The following is a 16,803-nucleotide window of genomic DNA, read 5'->3' as shown; positions in this document are numbered from 1 at the left end:
CGGGAACACGTTGATCCGACGTTCACGACACGCCGGTCAATGCAGCAGCGAGCGTTGCGGGAACGCCCGCGCCGGCTGCTAGCTGCGGTGTCTTATGCCAGTCCGCACAACGCTGCAGCGCGCGGCGCAGGTCGGCCGTCAAGCCTGTGCCCACGCGCACGCCCGGTTCGATATGCAGCGACTTGAGTTCAAAAATACCTTGCGGTCGATGCGCCTTCGCGTCGACCCGTCCAATCAGACGCCCACGATGCAAGATAGGGAGTGCGAAGTAACCGTACTTGCGCTTTGCGGCTGGCGTATAACATTCGATCGCGTAGTCGAACCCAAACAACGTGCTCGCGCGCTTGCGGTCCCATACGACGGGATCGAACGGCGACAGTACCGTGGTCACCGTGGAAGCGAGGCGGCCGGTGACCACATCGTCCAGCTTGTCCGCGAGGTCGCGGTGCACGAACGCATCTGCCTTCCAGTCGTCGACTCGCACGGGTATCAACTCACCGGCATCGGCCAGTTCATGAAGCGCTGAGGTGTATGGACGGCGTGGCATGCGGTAATAGTCCGCTACCCAGTCGGCACGAGTAAGACCCAGCGCGCGACAAGCGCGCTTGAGCAGTTCCTGCGGAACGGCTTCGGCGGGCGGCAGGTCGCGCGCGTCATTCCAGTCCGGCAGCACGCGCTCGGTCACATCATAAATCCGATGAAAATTGCGCCGTTCCGCGACCATCAGTTCGCCGGTCGCGAACAGCACTTCCAGGTGACGTTTCTCGGGTTTCCAATCCCACCAGCCGCTGCCATTGCCGCCTTCGCGAGCAAAGTCCGCCGAGCGAATCGGGCCGGTCGCCCGAATGCGCTCGAGCAGGCGCTCGATGTCATCGCGATGTTTTGCATGCCAGTCTGCCGCGTATTTCCAGCCCATCCCGACAGGATCAAGCATTCGATGACGCAACAGACCGTAGTCTTCTATCGGCACAAGGCAGGCCTCGTGCGACCAGTATTCGAACAGGGAACCCTCGGCCAGATGCTCGTCGAGCCATTGCGGCTGATAGTCGCCAAGGCGGCTGAATAACACAAGATAAGGACTGCGAGCGACCACGTGGATGGTATCGATCTGTAACTGCGCCATGCGGCGGATTGCGCCAAGCACGTCCATTTTTGTCGCCTTGCGGCGCGGCGGAGCAAGCAGGCCTTGGGCTATCAGATGCAGGGTACGGGCGGCCGACAGGGGGATTGTCTTCATGCGGTGGGCTCATGAGCGGAGGCACTTTGGCCGGATACGTTACCAGAGGACCTGCTTGATCGTGCGGCGGGGGCGGGATGACGAACCGCCGTTGTCAGGATCAGAAAACATCCCGAAGTCCGGGCTCACCTTTCAATCTCGAAAGGACCGCGCGAGCGCCAAGGACGCCGAAGGTTCGAACGTGAAAGGAAGTCATTCAGCGCCGCACGGCGCCTTTGGTCCCGCATACGCACCCGTGCCCTCGCCGTCATCTAAGCATTTTCCCCTACGTGCAAATCGCTTGACTACGAAAAAATGGCAACCTACATTTTGATCCTGTTCATACATGTACTTTTTGGAACGAATAGGTAGGTCAGCTTGTTCACTGCCGTTGCACGTCCACTATTTTTATTACCGGGGGGTATATGAAGCTGGGTCGATACGCTGCATGTGCAGCGTTGTTGTCGTGTAGTTACGCTCATGCGGATTCTGGCGTGACGCTTTACGGTATCGTGGATGAATTCTTTCAGTATGTGAATACTGGCAATCACTACACCGCCGCCGTCGGATCAAGTTCCGAATGGGCCAGTCGTTTTGGATTAAAAGGCTCCGAGGATATTGGTGACGGCAATAAGGTCAACTTCCAGCTCGAGAACGGTTTTAATCCGAATGACGGCACGTTCGCTTCCACGGGACAGATGTTCAACCGGCAGGCGTGGGTGGGTTTATCGGGTAACTGGGGTGAAGTGAGACTGGGCCGCCAAAACTCGCCCGTCTTTTACGACCAGGGTTATCTGGATGCATTTGGCGCCGCGACCCAAGCGTCCGGATTCAGTAACTTGATGACCTACGTCGTACGCACAAGTAATACCGTGTCGTATCAGTCGCCGGTCATAGGAGGCTTGCAGGCGGGTGTATATGCTGGTTTTGGCGATGCCGGCGGATTGCGCTCGGCGGGTTCGAGCTATCAGGCCGACCTCCAGTACAACAGCGGCCCGATCGCGGCTACCGTGGCATGGCAAGCCGTGAAGAACGCCACCAACTCCTCGACCGATACCGCTGTTGAGGCCGGCGCTTCGTACACCATCCAGAAGGCGACGATTTACGCCGGTTATGCGGCCAGCAGATGGACGGACATTAATCTGAATGTCGACGTTTATGGTGTTTCCGGTAAATATCAATTCACGCCGTCCGTATTTGTTTCGTTAGGCTATACCGCGTTGCATGATAAAACCGCTGCCGCCAATAATGCGAACCAGATTGCCGCACTGGCTCAATATGATCTATCTAAAAGTACCAGCGTATACGGCACGATTTCTTATCTGACCAATCACAATCAGGCGTCGTATACGTTGGCTGGATCAGCGAATTCAGGTTTACCGCTGGCTAATCCCGGCGCCAATCCGCACGGCATCTCGATTGGTATGTTCCATAAGTTCTAGATTTCATGTTTGGCAAGACGCATGAAAACATGTTCATACATGTCCGCATAAACTTATTTCCTTTCTTTCGGCGCTCAGGACAGAAAGGTCACCACGATCGGGGGCGCTGCAATGAAAAAACGTTCGAACAATGTGGGCGCCTCCAAAGCGGAAATGGTCGCCGCGACGATCCAGGACGAGATCTTGACCGGGCGCTTGCCGTACGGCGTCCTGCTGGAAAGCGAGAGTGAGTTGGTGCAGCGGTTCTCGGTCAGCCGAAACACGGTTCGCAAGGGCCTCGAGGAACTGATGAATACGGGCCTGATTACCCGCAAGGTCGGCGTGGGTTCGTTTGTCACTTACAACGGTCAGACGCTGGATAGTGCGCTGGGCTGGTCAAAGGCGCTCGAAACGGCGGACGGCGGTGCTCAAACCCGGTTGCTGCAAATCCGGGTGATCCAGGATGAAAAGCTCGCCGTTCAACTCGCGCTGCAACAGCCTGCATTTATCGCAGTGGACCGGTTGCGGGTGTTGGCGGACTCGGAACGGCCGATTTCGCTCGAACTCAGCCGGATTCCGTTCTCCGACCGGCTGGCGGACCTGCCGTTGCAGGGGTTGATCGGCGGCTCCTTGAACCAGACCTTGATCGAGTACGGCATGGCTGCGGATCACGGCGAAGAATGGGCGGAGGTGATCGGGCTCGAACAAGCCGACGCCGACATCCTGAAGCACCCGCCGGGCAAGTCGTTCCTGCGCACCCGTCGTCTCACGCGTGACAAGAACGGCAACCCGGTCGAATACGTCGTCAGTCTGCTCGATCCCGCCTATTTTGGATTGCACCTGGAGTTTTGAACGTGCCTCGGGGCGGGCGAGCAAGGACAGATGGATTGACCGCCCATTGTGTCGCTTCCATGCGGCCGTTGCTGATGCGCTAAGAGGCGCCCGCCTGGGAAAGATCACCGCGCTTGATGATTCACTCAGTTGTATTAACTAGTTACTGCCGCAGCCTGTGCTGCTTGAGTTCAACTTGATTGCCGGGAGTCCATGAAATGGCATTGATCGATAAAATATTTAAACGGGCGTTGACGTGCGCAATGGCAACAGCCGCCCTGGCTTCGTTCGCGGCTCATGCCGAAGATGTCCACGTGCTGAACTGGAAGGGGTATGGCACGGATGAGCCGTGGGCGCTCAAGGAGTTCGAGGCGAAGACCGGGTATCACGTGGTCAACGACTTCTTCAACTCCGAGCAGGAAATGCTCACCAAGCTGCGCACCAACCCGGGCGCGTACGACGTGGTGATGGTCAACAGCGCGTTCAACCAGCAAGCACGCGAACAAAACCTGCTTCAGCCTATCGATGTAACGGGGATGTCGAACGTCGCCGACCTGAACCCCAAGATGCGCCATTCGCATTTGCTCGAGATTGGCGGCCAGAGCTACGGCATTCCGTGGGTGTGGGGCGTGACGTCGTTTGCTGTCAACGACACAAAGGTCCATCCGGTTCCGGACACCATCCAGGCGCTGTGGGACCCGGCGTACAAAGGCCATGTCGGCATGCGTGACGACGCAATCGAAGCGGTCCAGTTCGCGGCGCTCGCAACGGGCCAGAATATCAACGACATCAAGAATCTCGATGCCGTCAAGGACAAGCTCAAGGCGCTCACCGGGCAACTGAAAACGTTCTGGAGTTCAGAGAACGACTGGAACCAGTATGTGGCGTCGGGGGTGTTTTACATCTCCACGTATTGGAGCGGATCAGCCGCACGCGCGCGCAACAAGTTCAACCTGCCGGTCACCTTCGTGATCCCGAAGGAAGGGGCGATCGGTTGGCTGGATTCCCTGTCGATTCCCAAGGGCGCGCATAACGTCGCCGGCGCGAAAGCCTTCATCAACTACATGATCGATCCTGGTTTCTACACGCAGTGGGATTCCCGTGTTGGCGCACCGGTCTCGGCGAACGTCAAGGCGGTTGCAGCGTTGCCGGCCGACGCGTTCAACCGTGCGGTGCTGGCGAATCCGGCGGTGCAGTCGCGGATCCAGTTCCAGGAGCCGATCACCGACGACAAGCGCAAGGCTTACCTGCAGTTATGGCAGGAAATCAAGGCCCAGGCCGACTGACGACGTTCAAGGAAGTGCCATGAAATTTGCCCTCAGTTCGCCGCAAGGCCGACCGCTGGTTCGCGCCATGACGCTGGCCGGACCCGCCTACGTATGGCTCCTGCTAGCGGTGTTCCTGCCTTTGTCGGTCATGCTGTTCTACAGCTTCATGTCCGACGTGCCGACGAGCGGCGGCAACTGGTCGCTGACGTTCCAGAACTACCTGACGTTCTTCGATGAACCGCTGTATCGGAAGCTGATGGTGCGTTCGCTTGGACTCAGCGCCCAGGTCACGCTGATCTGCACGGTGCTCGGTTTTCCGTGCGCCTTCATGCTCGCGAAGGTAATACGCGGACGCACGCGTGAAGCGCTGTTCCTGCTGATCATCCTGCCGTTCTGGAGCAACGGGCTCGTGCGGATATTCTCCTGGAACATGGTACTGCGCAGTGGCGGACTGGTGGACTGGGTGCTAAATCATCTCTGGCCGTGGACAGTCAGCACCGACCTGATGTTCTCTTATCCGGCAATCGTGATCGGACTGGTGCATTCCTACTTGCCGTATTCGGTGCTGACCGCTTATCTGAGCCTGCAGGCTATTGACGACTCCCTGATCGAAGCGGCTCGTTCAATGGGCGCGGGACGCATGACCATCCTGCGCCGGCTGATCCTGCCGCTTGCGATGCCCGGCATGCTGGCGGGCGCCGTGTTGACCTTCGTACCCGTAGTAGGAGCCTTCATGGAACCGCGGTTGCTCGGCGGGCGCAAGGGCACGTTCATCGGCACGGTCATCGAGGACCAGTTCGTTGCCGTATTCAACTGGCCGCTCGGCGCTGCATTGTCGTTCACGCTGCTGGCCCTCGTGCTGGCAATCCTGTTCGCCGGCATGCGGCTCTCGCGGAGGAAGGACAAATGAAGCACGACAACACCATCGGGTCAATCGAGCTGGACACGCCGGCTGCCTCCAACGCGCCGCATACACCGCGTCGCAGGACGTGGACCGTGGGTGCATCGCTTGGCGCGATCGGCTACGGGTACGTCGTGGTCATGATTGGCTTTCTATATTTGCCGATCCTGGTCATGGCGTTGATGTCGGCTAACGCGTCGCCGCTTTATGAGTTGCCGTTTCATTTCACCACGCACTGGTATCAGGCGCTCGCCGAGGACGGCGTGCTGAAGGCGGCGGCGTTCCGGAGCATCGAGATCGCGCTGTGGACCACGTTGTTGTCCACCATTCTCGGCGTGATGGCGTCGCTGGCATTCTTTCGATACGACTTCGCGGGCAAGCGTTTCCTGCAAGCCATGCTGTTCCCGCCGATGGCGATCCCCTGGCTGATCACGGGCACCGCGATGCTGATTTTCTTCTTCGCGATCGGTATCGGGCGGGGCTTGCACGCCATCCTGCTCGGTCACGTGGCGCTCGCGTTGCCCTACGTGATCATCGTGGTCGGCGCGCGCTTGCGCACGTTCTCACCTGAACTGGAACTGGCCGCCCGTTCGCTTGGCGCGAGTGGCTGGCAGATCACGTGGCGCGTGACCTTGCCCGCGATTGCACCTGGCGTGGTGGCGGGGGCCTTGTTTGCATTCGCCGTGTCGTTCGACCAGTTCGTCGTCTCGTACTTCCTGTCCGACCCGGGCGAGACCACGCTGCCGGTCGAAATATACAGCGCGATCCGCAAGGGCTTTACGCCCGAGATCAACGCAATTTCAACCATCATCATTGTCGTGTCGATGGGCACGATGTTGATCGTGTCACGGCTGTATCGATTTGGTGGAGAGCAATAATGGCCGAAGTCAATGTAATCGGAGTATCCAAGCAGTACGGCGAATCACGCGCGCTGGACGACGTATCCATCCGTTTCGCGGAGGGCGGGCTCTATGGGCTGCTCGGACCGTCAGGCAGCGGCAAGACAACGCTCCTGCGCATGATTGCCGGCTTCGTGTTCCCGGACAGCGGGCAGATTCGCATCGACGATCAGCCGGTCGAACGCTTGCCCGTGGAGCGGCGGGAGATCGGCATGGTGTTCCAGAACTATGCGTTGTTCCCAAATATGAATGTGGCCGACAACGTCGCATTCGGGTTGTCCGTGAGGCATGTGGACAAGAGCGAGATCAAGCGCCGGGTGGGGGAGGTGCTGGATCTCGTGCAACTCGGCAGCCTGCACGCACGCGGGATCAATCAATTGTCGGGCGGGCAGCGCCAGCGCGTCGCACTGGCGCGCGCCATTGTGACGCGTCCTCGCGTGTTGCTGCTCGACGAACCGCTGAGCGCGCTGGACAAATCTTTGCGAGTGGACATGCAGGTCGAATTGCGCCGCATCCAGCGCGATGTCGCGATCACGACCGTATTCGTCACGCACGACCAGGAAGAAGCGCTTACGTTGAGTGATCGTGTAGGTATCCTGCGCGATGGGCGATTGATCCAGGAAGGGACCGCACGCGAACTCTACGATCAACCGGCCAGCGAGTTCGCCGCCACTTTTCTCGGCGATGCCAACATTCTCAACGGTCGACTGGAGACCGGGGGCATGCGCATTAACGATGGCAGTTTGATTCGTTTCGGATCGCGCTCCACTGTATCTGGTCAGACAAAGTGTGCAGTACGTCCCGAGAAAATCGCGCTCCAACGTGCAACGGGCGCGGCCGCGCCGAGCGCGCATAACCGGCTGACGGCACAGGTTGCCCATCACGTCTTTGCCGGTGTGAATACAACCTATATGCTCGACTGGTGCGGGCAGCAGCTCAAGGTCCATGTGCAAAACTCCGGTGAGGACCTGATCCCGGTCGGCTCGCAAGTGACGTTGAGCTGGTCGCCCGACAGCACGATCCTGGTCCACTAAGGAGCTTTCAAGATCCGCATACCCTCTGGCGCGGGGCAGGGGATAGTGATTCCGTTTGCCCTGGGTTTAGTCCGGGAGATTAGGCAGGTGTCGGAGCGGGGGTGGCGCGCTCAGAGCCCCACCCCCGACCGCCTTCAACGTGATTGCACTCAATACGCAAATATTCCGAAAGGTCGCTGGCGATAACCAGCAGGCATGAATCTCGTGCTGCCAAGGGCACCCGCACCGCCGGTTATTCAATAACCCCGACTTGATAGTGTCGGACGGGGATTCGGAAGTAAAATGCGCGCATACGACTCGTGGAAGCTGGTGTAAATCCAGCACGGTCGCGCCACTGTGACCGGTTTCAGCACAAACCGGAAGTCAGACCTCGGCGTCGTATACCTCTTTTCTGACTTTGGGGCGCGCACTCCCCGGGAGACAATCCACATGACCGATGACCGATACTGCCAGCGATCCTGGCTTACAGCCAGAGCGGCATCCCCTCGATTGGCCCGCCTAGACCCACATAGACCCGCATAAGTGAATTCGGCTGCCCGCTTGGGGCGTGATCGATTGCGCAGGCGAGGTGGGCATCAGCGGTTCGCCAGGACCAGCACCCGAGACATGGGCGCATCTGCCGCGCGAGAGAACTCACCGCCACTTAAAAGTGCCTTGGCCGCTGCGCGTCATCGCGGGTTGATCTCGTCTATCGCGTGGACGGCAGGGCGGTGACGCCTCCAGAGAGGCCCGCGTTTCGTCATTGCCGCCATCCGAAATCGACATGCTGCGTTTGCGCTCGCAGCACGTCGTCCAATCTTCCAACAAAAAGGTTTTCCCCGTATGAAGTTCCGTCATTTCATCCTCACCTCTGCGTTGACGGTTTCGGCATGGCAGGTCGCACAGGCCGCGGACGACTCGTCGTTTCCGCAACCGGAGCAGCTTCCGGACGCAGCCACGCTGCCGAATATTCTCGTCACCGGCGACACGCAGCACCTGCCGCAATCGTTCGATCAACGCTATGCGTCGACACAGGTCCTGACCCGCGCGGATCTCGACCGTTTGTCGCCGAGTGACCCGAGCATCACGCAAGCCCTCGCCACGTTGCCAGGCGTCACTATTTCACAAAACGGCGGCCCAGGATCTTCTGCTGCCGTCAGCATTCGTGGATCATCGGGAAGTCAGGTTGCGGTGTTCATAGATGGTATCCGCGTTGGTTCTGCGACTACGGGTCAAGCCGAGTGGGCCGACCTTCCGACCTCCGCCTTTGACCGTGTCGAAGTGATCTCAGGACCGGCGGCCGCTTCATTCGGTGCGGACGCGGTGGGCGGCGTCGTGCAACTCTTCACGAACCGCGCGGCAAATCAACCCAACCAGACTACGATTTCAACAGGCGGTGGTTCGAACAAAACGTTCGATACACAGATCCGCACTTCAGGCAGTATTTCGTCCACGGGTCCGCTCGCGGCACTGGCCGGACTGACCTATTCCTTGGGACTGCACGACTACAATACCGCGGGAATCGATGCGACCCAGCCCGGGGCTTACGGGCATGAGGATGGCCGCAATCCGTATCATGCTCAGGACGTGGATGCGCGCTTGGGCTATGCGCACGACAACTGGTCGATCTCCACATTCGCGCTCTATCACCGGTCCGATCTGTCCTACGACAATGCCGGCGGCGATAACCGGCAGCTTGATCATCAACTGACGACCGGCGTTGCGTTTCATCTGGACATCACGCCGTTCACGCAGTTTGACCAGTCTGTCGGCTACTCCACGGATCGACAGTTCCTCTATGCGAACAACCCGGCCATCCCGACCGATGAGATCGACTCGACGCGCTTAAGCACGTCGACCTCGCTGACCCATCAGGAGCGTGGTCAAACGCTCTTCAGTCTGCCACTGTCCGGTGAAACCAAGCTCGCCTACGACTTCACCCGCGAGCAAGCCTTCCTGCCGGTCGACATCCCCACGGGCGTGCCGACGCGCAACGATTCAGCCGTCTCGCTCCATCAATCAGTCACGCTCGGCGCGTTGACTGTGTTCCTGGCGGGACGCCACGAGATCATCCAGGGCCGGTCGATCAATACCGGTAATGTCGCCGTCGCTTATGCAATTACCCCGGTTTATACGGCACGCATTTCGTACGGCAACGCATTCCGCCTGCCGACTTTTAACGACCTGTACTACCCGGGTTACGCGAACCCGAATCTGCAGCCTGAGCGCAGCGATACGGTCGAGGCAGCGCTTGATGCGGCCACGTCGTTCGGTACCTTTACGGCCGCTGTCTATGACACCCGCGTGCATGACCTCATCACTTACGACTCGGTGACCTTTCTGCCCGTGAATGTAGGCCGCGCGCATATTCAGGGCATCGACCTGTCGTATAAGGGCACGCTTGGCAAATCGACACCGGTAAGTCTCGCGATCGGCATTTTGAATCCGCAGGATGTGACCGACCAGACGTGGCTCAACCGCCGTCCGCGTCAGACCGTCAGCCTGAACATCGATCACACATGGGACGAGTTTCACCTGCACGCGCTGAGCACGGGCATCTCCTTGCTTTACGGAGGATCGACCTACGACGACCAGTTCAACGCGACGTATCTGCCGTCGTACACAACCGTCGGGCTGCGTGCCGCGTACAAGGTCAATTCGCATCTCACCGTGTCCGCTAATCTGTCCAACCTCTTTAACCGGCAGTACGTCACCGCATACGGTTACAACACGTTGGGTCGGACGGCATTCGGCAAGCTAGCCTACACTTTCTGATTACTTGTCGCATGAACCCTGGCGAGTCACATCTATGAAGCGAATTCTGATCATTGGCATTGGCGCCGGCAACCCCGACTATGTGACGATACAGGCGGTCAACGCGCTCAACGAAGTCGATGTCTTCTTCGTGATGGAGAAGGGCATCGTCAAGGAAAAGCTGATCGCGTTGCGAAAGGAAATTTGCAGGCGTTTCATCAAGGGCAATGACTATCAGCTTCGCTGAATTATCTCAGACTTGATTGCGACCAACGGGATACGAAGCTATGTGCCTACTATGAGGCGCTCGGTTTCACACGGGTGGCAACCAAACCAATACCGGAGCTTGGTGAGTATGTTGCGTCTTTATGCGAGAGATTGGCGAGCTTGATCTAGCTGAGTCGGTCGAGTTCGCGCATGTTCAACGTCACCAGGTCGGTTGGCTGCATGGCGAGCTCCCATCGTTGGATCGGAAGCTCCCAGCATCGCACCAGCACCAAAACACGACATTCCTATCTTGCTCAAACACGACATTAGGATATTGCTGCTACAAATGAATTGTTGATAATTTATGTTATGTCAAATTATAAATTACCATCCACGAACCCGCTTCCCAATGCCGTCGGTTAACAACTTCCCGCCTCGGCCCCTGATAAACCGAGCCATTGACGATATCTTCGCAGAGGCGATCTCGGAAGCGGATTCGCTCTATGCCAAGACATCGCTTGGGTCTATATAGTACGAAAAAATCCACCGCTTGAAGCTACTGAATCCACTCAAGGCATTCAAGCCGACGCACCCACCCCGCGACTCAAGCAGCGAGCCTTCCCGAGGAACCATCCATGTTCTTGCCACAGGAAATCGTCCGTAAAAAACGCGACGGACAAACACTCTCGAAGGAAGACATCGTCAGTTTCGTTCGTGGCATCGTTGAAGGCAGCGTAACCGAGGGACAAGTCGCCGCCTTCGCGATGGCCGTGTATTTCAACGACATGAGTGTCGACGAACGCGTGGCGCTCACGCTCGCGCAGCGCGACTCGGGCCAGGTGTTGCAATGGGGTTCGTTCGATCTGCCGGGTCCGGTTCTCGACAAGCATTCGACGGGTGGCGTCGGCGACCTGACATCGTTGCTGCTCGGTCCGATGGTCGCGGCCTGCGGCGGATTCGTGCCGATGATCTCCGGCCGTGGCCTCGGCCACACCGGCGGCACGCTCGACAAACTCGCCTCAATCCCCGGCTACAACATCGCGCCCGACACCGGCACATTCCAGCGCGTCGTGCGTGACATCGGTGTTGCGATCATCGGGCAAACGGCGCAACTGGCGCCTGCAGACCAGCGAATCTACGCCATCCGCGATATCACCGCGACGGTGGAATCGGTCGCGATGATCACCGCGTCGATCCTCTCGAAGAAACTCGCGGCGGGCCTCGAAGGACTGACGATGGACATCAAGGTGGGTTCGGGTGCGTTCATGCCGACCTACGAGAAGTCGGTTGAACTGGCGAGAAGTATCGTCGATGTGGGTAACGGTGCAGGATTGAAGACTACCGCAGTGCTGACCGACATGAACCAGCCGTTGGCGCGCTGCGCGGGCAACGCGCTGGAGATCCAGTGCGCCATCGACTACCTGACGGGGCGCGTCCGACCGGTGCGGTTACATGAAGTCACCCTCGCGTTGGCGGCACAGATGCTCGTGCTCGGCGGTCTCGCCCCTAACCTCGCTCAAGCTCAAGTACAACTGAATGCGGTCCTCGACTCAGGCGCCGCAGCCGAACGTTTCGCGCGGATGGTCAGCGCACTCGGTGGTCCCGGCGATCTGCTCGAAGCGCCGGAGCGTTATCTGGGCCATGCGCCGGTTGTCTTGCCGGTTGCCGCGCCGCATGCGGGTTTCGTTGCGCGCATCGATTGCCGGGCACTCGGTCTGGCGGTCGTCGGTCTGGGCGGCGGCCGGTGCCGGCCCGAGGACAAGATCGACTGTCAGGTTGGTTTGACGGAGCTCGTCGAACTTGGACAAGGTGTCGAGGCCGGCCAGCCCCTCGCCGTTGTGCACGCCCGCGACCTGCAGTCCGCGCAAAACGCAGCGAGTGAAATTCAAGCCGCGTATGCGTTCGCGGCGAGCGGCTTGCCGGTGCCGCCGAGCGTGTACAGCCTCGTAGATTGATATGCCCAAAACAATCGTCAACTGCCCTCGTTCGCGGCACTCAAGACGCGATAAACCGCGCGATCACGAACGAGTTCAAATGTCTGCACGCCGTTAAAGCATGCTGAGCGCGGTGGCGAGCACGGCCTGCTTGAACTTCACCGGATCGTTCGGAAGCGGAGAGAAAATCGACAGGAGATGACTGTACGAAACCGTCTTGCCCACCCCATTAGTTAGCATCGCGAACAATACCTCCGGGTCGTTAGGCGCCAGTTCGCCTGAATCGATCGCGTCGGCGAGCAGCGGGACAAACACGTCGTGGTAAGGACGCAGAAGGCGTTCTATCAGTACATCCAGCCGCTCGCCCTGCTCGGTTGCGACTGTCGCGAAAAACGTCCCGATATCCGGCTCGCTGAACACCTTGTCGATAAAAATACCCAGCGCCCGCTCTACTCTCTGACGATTCGTCAGATCGGCGGTACGCAGCTTTCCCGTTGCATCGATCATGGGTGCGGTGTGCTGCGCGATCTGCTCGACCACCGCGATCCACAATGCCTCTTTCGAACCAAAGTGATGCGAAATGAGCGCCGGATCCACCCCCGAGTCCCGCGCGATTTCCCGCACGCTGGTCGACTCAAACCCGCGCTTGGCGAACGCCCGCCGCGCGCTTTTGAGCAGCGCGTCGGAGCCGGCTATCTGGCTGCAGGTGGGCCGGCCGCGCGAACGTTTCTCCTTGGCGGCTTGCGCCGGGCGTGCGGTTGAAGCTGTCATGGTTCGATCCGGATTCCAATGCTGTAAGGCGAGCCCGAAGTTTAACCGACGCAAAGTGCCCCACCCGGCATCGGTCCGCACGGCGTTTGACATCGACCGCCAGAATGCCCTAATATCTCATTAATTCATCACTCGTTGAATATTCTTTCGCAGCGGACGCTTCGCGCAACTGAGTCCCGCCATGCTTTACGGGCTGCGTCAGCAGGCTTTGGCAAAACGAGCCTGCCGTGACGGCCGAATGCATCAATGGCCTTGTGCGACCGCCAATCCGCGTGACGTGATGGTCTCGTCGTGACGCCGGGGAAACCGGCTGCCCGGAATTTCTTGTAAAGGAAAGGTGAGATGCTCGAGAAACACACCAGTGCATGGTCCCGAACCGTAGCGTTACTCGATAACGCACGCGCCCAGCAAGTCGCCGACGAAGCAACACGAATTTCCCGGCGGCGTCCGGCAAAAACCATCTGGACAGATCACGCAGCGTTGATGGTCAGCGTGATCGAACTCCCCACTCCACGCACTGCCACGGTTTCATGGTGCGACCCCCTCTCGGGCTATTACGGGCATCAGACGTGGCGGGTAGCATTGGCCAAGCAAGGCGGCGAGTGCGTGCTGAGCGGCAAGTCCATCAAGCGCGGTGACTTTATCTATCGGCCGGCGACCAGCCAGCCGCCGCCCGGCAATGCAGGCGCGATGATCATCGCGTCCGAGCTGGTGCCGTGCGCCACGCCGAGTCAGTCGTAGTCAGGGTGCGAGTCAGTGCCTTGGCCGACGCACTCCGCACGAACACCGCTCAAGGGTTCTCGCATCGAAAACTTGAGGCATTGTTGACGTTGCCGTGGCCCAGATACTTCGGGTAACCGGGATACCGGCACAGCGGCCGGGTCCGGCCGTTGGTCGCGCTCGCTATATCCGTCCCGACCAGCGTCTCCGGCGCGATGTTCGCGGTGACCCAGCGGTCGAGCGCACCCAGTTCATCCCACGCTGGAATGAACACGCCGTTGCCATGCTGGAATCCCGGCACCATGTAAAGCCGCATGAATGAATCGACAATACTCTGCCCGTACTTCTCAACCAGCGATTCATAGAAAGCGATGGTCTGGTTCGGGCTGATGACTTCATCGGCGAGACCGTGCATGGTGATCAACTTGCCGCCATGCGCAATGAATGCCGATAGGTCAGGGTTCATCGCCCCGACTGTCTCCGATAAATCGATCAGGCGGGACTTATAGATTCCCGGATGATCGACATCGAAGCCGAGTGTGTTGAAGCGCAGGTCATGCGTGACGAAGTACTTCATGTAGCTGTCGCCTTGCGTGAACAGATAACCGTTGGCATCGAAGCGCGCGGGCTGCGTGAGCGCCGATGAATTTCCGAGTCCCAGCCCGCTGGAAAAATCCACGCCCTGGAACACGTTGTAGCCGTAGTACTTCGTGACCCCGTAGGCAAGTTCATACGGCAACGTAAAACCATCGCGCAGAACTTCCAGCGTCGCAAGCTGCGCCTGCGACAAACAACTGTCTCGTAACGAAGGCCGTTGCCCGTTCGCACATTGCAGTTGCGCGATGATCTGCGGTTCGTGTTCACGGCACGCTTGCACATTCGAGACAATGCCGTCGACCACGCCATCCAGCGCGTCGCATTCCTGGAGCACAGTCTCGACCACGCGTTTTTGCTGGACCGGCCCGACAAACCCCCCTGGCGTCCCATACGCCGCCTGCCCTACTTTCACGCCCATCAACCGCACGCCCGAAAAGTTGATGGCCGGTGCGTTGGCGATCACGCCGTCGTAGTCGTTTGGATATCGTTCGATCACCGTGAACGCTTCGCGACCGCCGGTCGAGCCGCCGGCGAAGTAGGTTTGCTCGGGCTTGCGCCCATAGCCCATGATGATCAGCGCCAGCGCCACGTCATGGGTTTTCTTGAGATGACCGTAGCCGAAGTTGATCACCGCTTCGTCGTTCATCGCGAAATCGGCGCGGCCGGAATTGCCTACGTGGCCGGAATCGGAGCCGAAGGTTGCATAGCCGTTGGACAGCGGCGAGGCGTAGGGCGCGAAGGCCGTAGGCTCGGTGCCGCTGACGATCACGCCGTTGTAGCCGCCTCCGCCCATCTGCAATGCGCGGCCGTTCCAGCGTGCGGGAAGATTGACCTCGAAGCGGATGTCGGGCGTGGTGTCCAGTTCCGCCTTGATCACGCCGACAAGCCGGCAGTACTCGCCATTACGGTTTTTCGGCGCGGCGGCGGCTACGACTGACGCGTCCAGGATGGTTGCGCCCCGAGTAGGCAGGCCGATCACCGATGCCGGCACCGACTGGCCCTCCAGTTCGGCGCAATGCTTGACGACGTACGACGCGGCGCTCGCGTGAGTGCTGCACGCGAACAGGGCAGTGAACAACAGCGCGCGCGGGAGATGAGTTGTAGCTTCGGGCATTGCCTAATGGGGTGAATTGCTGCGGTGCCTGACTGTAATCAGTTGCTGTGCCAGGATTGAAGCGGAAAGCCGACAGCGTTTTTCGCCGCACAATATATAAGAAGCATCCTATTGGCAGAAATCCGATTGCCTGAATTCGTTGCGTTTGCACAACCGGCTTACGCGGTCCGCATCTCTTTGCGGCGGTGCAATTGATCCGATGAATACCGTCACACCCGCGTCAGCGCCTTCGCGCATGCGTCATGCCAGGGCGAAATTAACAACCGCTCATTCGCCTGCCCATTCACCTTGCAGATCGCTATTTTGCAAAATCTCCAGCAGCGTCTCCGCAGGGCGGCTCAAATGCTTCGCCCCCAGGGCGATGAACTCGACCTCCGGCAACTCGGGCAGAGCAGCGCGATTCACCGGCGGCGAAAGTCCCCTGCCCGCGAGGAAATGAGACCGCACGGTGAGCCCCAGCCCACCGCGCGCAGCGGCAATGCACCCTGCATACGAACTGCTCGTGCAGACCATCTGCCAGCGCGCACCGACCGCGGCCAGCGAGTCGAGCACCACGGCACGCGTCACACTCGGCTCGGCGACGAGGATCAACGGCAGCGGCTGTTCAAGGTCAACCTCGGTGCCCGTCAACCCAATCCATTCAAGCTGTCCGGAAAACAGCAGAATGCCGCGTGGGTCGCCGATGCGCCGTTTGCCGATCAGCAAATCAATCGATCCCGCATCCAGGAGCTCGTAAAGCCGCCCCGTCATGCCGATCGTAATCTCCAGTTCAACGTCCGGATGAGTCCGGCGAAATGCTGCGAGCACGCTCGGCAAGGGGCCAAGCGCGACATCGTCGGAGGAACCCAGGCGCACGCGGCCCCTGAGCCGCGGCGAGCGGAACTGCAACTCGGCGTGGGTCATCGCGTCCAGGATCATGCGGGCGTGGACCAGCATGGCTTCGCCGTCGGCGGTGAGCGCGAGCGAATGGGTATCGCGCACGAGCAGCCGGCGGCCGACATGTTCCTCCAGCCGCCGGATGTGCTCGCTCACGCTGGATTGCGTGAGCCGGAGCTGCCGCCCGGCGTCGGTGAAACTGTGCGACGCGGCCACCGTCGCGAACGTGTTCAGCCAGACTGGATTGAGCATGATCCATTGTGATCGGATTTATCGATGAT

The 16,803-nt window shown here is 59.5% G+C and carries 14 protein-coding genes and 1 riboswitch; of the genes, 10 read left to right on the top strand and 4 right to left on the bottom strand.

Annotated features, from left to right (window positions below):
* Positions 1–22: 22 nt before the first annotated feature.
* Positions 23–1,237: a winged helix-turn-helix domain-containing protein gene (locus ACSQ36_RS09810; RefSeq protein WP_436181770.1), complete on the bottom strand. Its 1,215-nt coding sequence runs from the start codon at positions 1,235–1,237 to the stop codon at positions 23–25.
* Positions 1,238–1,641: 404 nt separating this feature from the next.
* Here ACSQ36_RS09810 and ACSQ36_RS09805 point away from each other — a divergent pair, with 404 nt between their 5' ends.
* From ACSQ36_RS09805 to deoA, 9 genes are all read left to right on the top strand, one after another.
* Positions 1,642–2,658 carry a porin gene (locus tag ACSQ36_RS09805; protein WP_213768447.1) on the top strand — a complete coding sequence of 339 codons (1,017 nt, stop codon included), beginning with the start codon at positions 1,642–1,644 and terminating at the stop codon, positions 2,656–2,658.
* 111 nt (positions 2,659–2,769) lie between these two features.
* Positions 2,770–3,489: a GntR family transcriptional regulator gene (locus ACSQ36_RS09800; protein ID WP_213768448.1), complete on the top strand. Its 720-nt coding sequence runs from the start codon at positions 2,770–2,772 to the stop codon at positions 3,487–3,489.
* Between the two features lie 242 nt (positions 3,490–3,731).
* Positions 3,732–4,754 carry an ABC transporter substrate-binding protein gene (locus ACSQ36_RS09795; RefSeq protein ID WP_436181769.1) on the top strand — a complete coding sequence of 341 codons (1,023 nt, stop codon included), beginning with the start codon at positions 3,732–3,734 and terminating at the stop codon, positions 4,752–4,754.
* A gap of 19 nt (positions 4,755–4,773) precedes the next feature.
* A complete protein-coding gene (locus ACSQ36_RS09790; RefSeq protein ID WP_213768450.1) occupies positions 4,774–5,646 on the top strand; it encodes an ABC transporter permease in 873 nt (290 codons plus the stop codon).
* Positions 5,643–6,515 carry an ABC transporter permease gene (locus tag ACSQ36_RS09785; RefSeq protein ID WP_436181768.1) on the top strand — a complete coding sequence of 291 codons (873 nt, stop codon included), beginning with the start codon at positions 5,643–5,645 and terminating at the stop codon, positions 6,513–6,515. Before ACSQ36_RS09790 ends, ACSQ36_RS09785 begins: the two co-directional genes overlap by 4 nt.
* On the top strand, positions 6,515–7,570 hold the full coding sequence (locus ACSQ36_RS09780; protein WP_436181767.1) for an ABC transporter ATP-binding protein: 1,056 nt from the start codon (positions 6,515–6,517) through the stop codon (positions 7,568–7,570). Before ACSQ36_RS09785 ends, ACSQ36_RS09780 begins: the two co-directional genes overlap by 1 nt.
* A gap of 274 nt (positions 7,571–7,844) precedes the next feature.
* Positions 7,845–7,997: riboswitch (adenosylcobalamin (AdoCbl) riboswitch) on the top strand.
* A 395-nt stretch (positions 7,998–8,392) separates the two neighbouring features.
* Positions 8,393–10,324: a TonB-dependent receptor domain-containing protein gene (locus tag ACSQ36_RS09775; protein ID WP_436181766.1), complete on the top strand. Its 1,932-nt coding sequence runs from the start codon at positions 8,393–8,395 to the stop codon at positions 10,322–10,324.
* A gap of 34 nt (positions 10,325–10,358) precedes the next feature.
* Entirely contained in the window at positions 10,359–10,550 is a 192-nt protein-coding gene (locus ACSQ36_RS09770) for an SAM-dependent methyltransferase (protein WP_436181765.1), read from the top strand.
* A 595-nt stretch (positions 10,551–11,145) separates the two neighbouring features.
* Positions 11,146–12,465: a thymidine phosphorylase gene (gene deoA, locus ACSQ36_RS09765; RefSeq protein ID WP_436181764.1), complete on the top strand. Its 1,320-nt coding sequence runs from the start codon at positions 11,146–11,148 to the stop codon at positions 12,463–12,465.
* 93 nt (positions 12,466–12,558) lie between these two features.
* Here deoA and ACSQ36_RS09760 read toward each other — a convergent pair whose 3' ends face one another.
* Entirely contained in the window at positions 12,559–13,215 is a 657-nt protein-coding gene (locus ACSQ36_RS09760) for a TetR/AcrR family transcriptional regulator (RefSeq protein ID WP_436181763.1), read from the bottom strand.
* Between the two features lie 342 nt (positions 13,216–13,557).
* On the opposite strand from ACSQ36_RS09760, the gene ACSQ36_RS09755 reads away from it, so the two are divergent.
* Complete coding sequence (locus ACSQ36_RS09755) at positions 13,558–13,956, top strand: DUF3331 domain-containing protein (protein ID WP_213768303.1); 399 nt, start codon at positions 13,558–13,560, stop codon at positions 13,954–13,956.
* Between the two features lie 49 nt (positions 13,957–14,005).
* Here ACSQ36_RS09755 and ACSQ36_RS09750 read toward each other — a convergent pair whose 3' ends face one another.
* Both ACSQ36_RS09750 and ACSQ36_RS09745 read right to left on the bottom strand, forming a co-directional pair.
* Positions 14,006–15,646, bottom strand: coding sequence for a tannase/feruloyl esterase family alpha/beta hydrolase (locus tag ACSQ36_RS09750; protein WP_436181762.1), 1,641 nt, complete (start codon positions 15,644–15,646; stop codon positions 14,006–14,008).
* A 267-nt stretch (positions 15,647–15,913) separates the two neighbouring features.
* On the bottom strand, positions 15,914–16,774 hold the full coding sequence (locus tag ACSQ36_RS09745) for a LysR family transcriptional regulator (RefSeq protein WP_436181761.1): 861 nt from the start codon (positions 16,772–16,774) through the stop codon (positions 15,914–15,916).
* Between the last annotated feature and the right edge of the window lie 29 nt (positions 16,775–16,803).

Source organism: Caballeronia sp. LjRoot34, from assembly GCF_964253815.1.
GTDB lineage: Bacteria > Pseudomonadota > Gammaproteobacteria > Burkholderiales > Burkholderiaceae > Caballeronia.
Note: the sequence above shows the minus strand (reverse complement) of the source record. Positions and strands in the feature narration are given on the sequence as shown.

Bases quoted from the DNA above. Each gene is read 5' to 3' on its own strand.
- ACSQ36_RS09810 (WP_436181770.1), bottom strand. From the start codon at position 1,237: ATGAAGACAATCCCCCTGTCGGCCGCCCGTACCCTGCATCTGATAGCC.
- ACSQ36_RS09805 (WP_213768447.1), top strand. From the start codon at position 1,642: ATGAAGCTGGGTCGATACGCTGCATGTGCAGCGTTGTTGTCGTGTAGT.
- ACSQ36_RS09800 (WP_213768448.1), top strand. From the start codon at position 2,770: ATGAAAAAACGTTCGAACAATGTGGGCGCCTCCAAAGCGGAAATGGTC.
- ACSQ36_RS09795 (WP_436181769.1), top strand. From the start codon at position 3,732: ATGGCAACAGCCGCCCTGGCTTCGTTCGCGGCTCATGCCGAAGATGTC.
- ACSQ36_RS09790 (WP_213768450.1), top strand. From the start codon at position 4,774: ATGAAATTTGCCCTCAGTTCGCCGCAAGGCCGACCGCTGGTTCGCGCC.
- ACSQ36_RS09785 (WP_436181768.1), top strand. From the start codon at position 5,643: ATGAAGCACGACAACACCATCGGGTCAATCGAGCTGGACACGCCGGCT.
- ACSQ36_RS09780 (WP_436181767.1), top strand. From the start codon at position 6,515: ATGGCCGAAGTCAATGTAATCGGAGTATCCAAGCAGTACGGCGAATCA.
- ACSQ36_RS09775 (WP_436181766.1), top strand. From the start codon at position 8,393: ATGAAGTTCCGTCATTTCATCCTCACCTCTGCGTTGACGGTTTCGGCA.
- ACSQ36_RS09770 (WP_436181765.1), top strand. From the start codon at position 10,359: ATGAAGCGAATTCTGATCATTGGCATTGGCGCCGGCAACCCCGACTAT.
- deoA (WP_436181764.1), top strand. From the start codon at position 11,146: ATGTTCTTGCCACAGGAAATCGTCCGTAAAAAACGCGACGGACAAACA.
- ACSQ36_RS09760 (WP_436181763.1), bottom strand. From the start codon at position 13,215: ATGACAGCTTCAACCGCACGCCCGGCGCAAGCCGCCAAGGAGAAACGT.
- ACSQ36_RS09755 (WP_213768303.1), top strand. From the start codon at position 13,558: ATGCTCGAGAAACACACCAGTGCATGGTCCCGAACCGTAGCGTTACTC.
- ACSQ36_RS09750 (WP_436181762.1), bottom strand. From the start codon at position 15,646: ATGCCCGAAGCTACAACTCATCTCCCGCGCGCGCTGTTGTTCACTGCC.
- ACSQ36_RS09745 (WP_436181761.1), bottom strand. From the start codon at position 16,774: ATGCTCAATCCAGTCTGGCTGAACACGTTCGCGACGGTGGCCGCGTCG.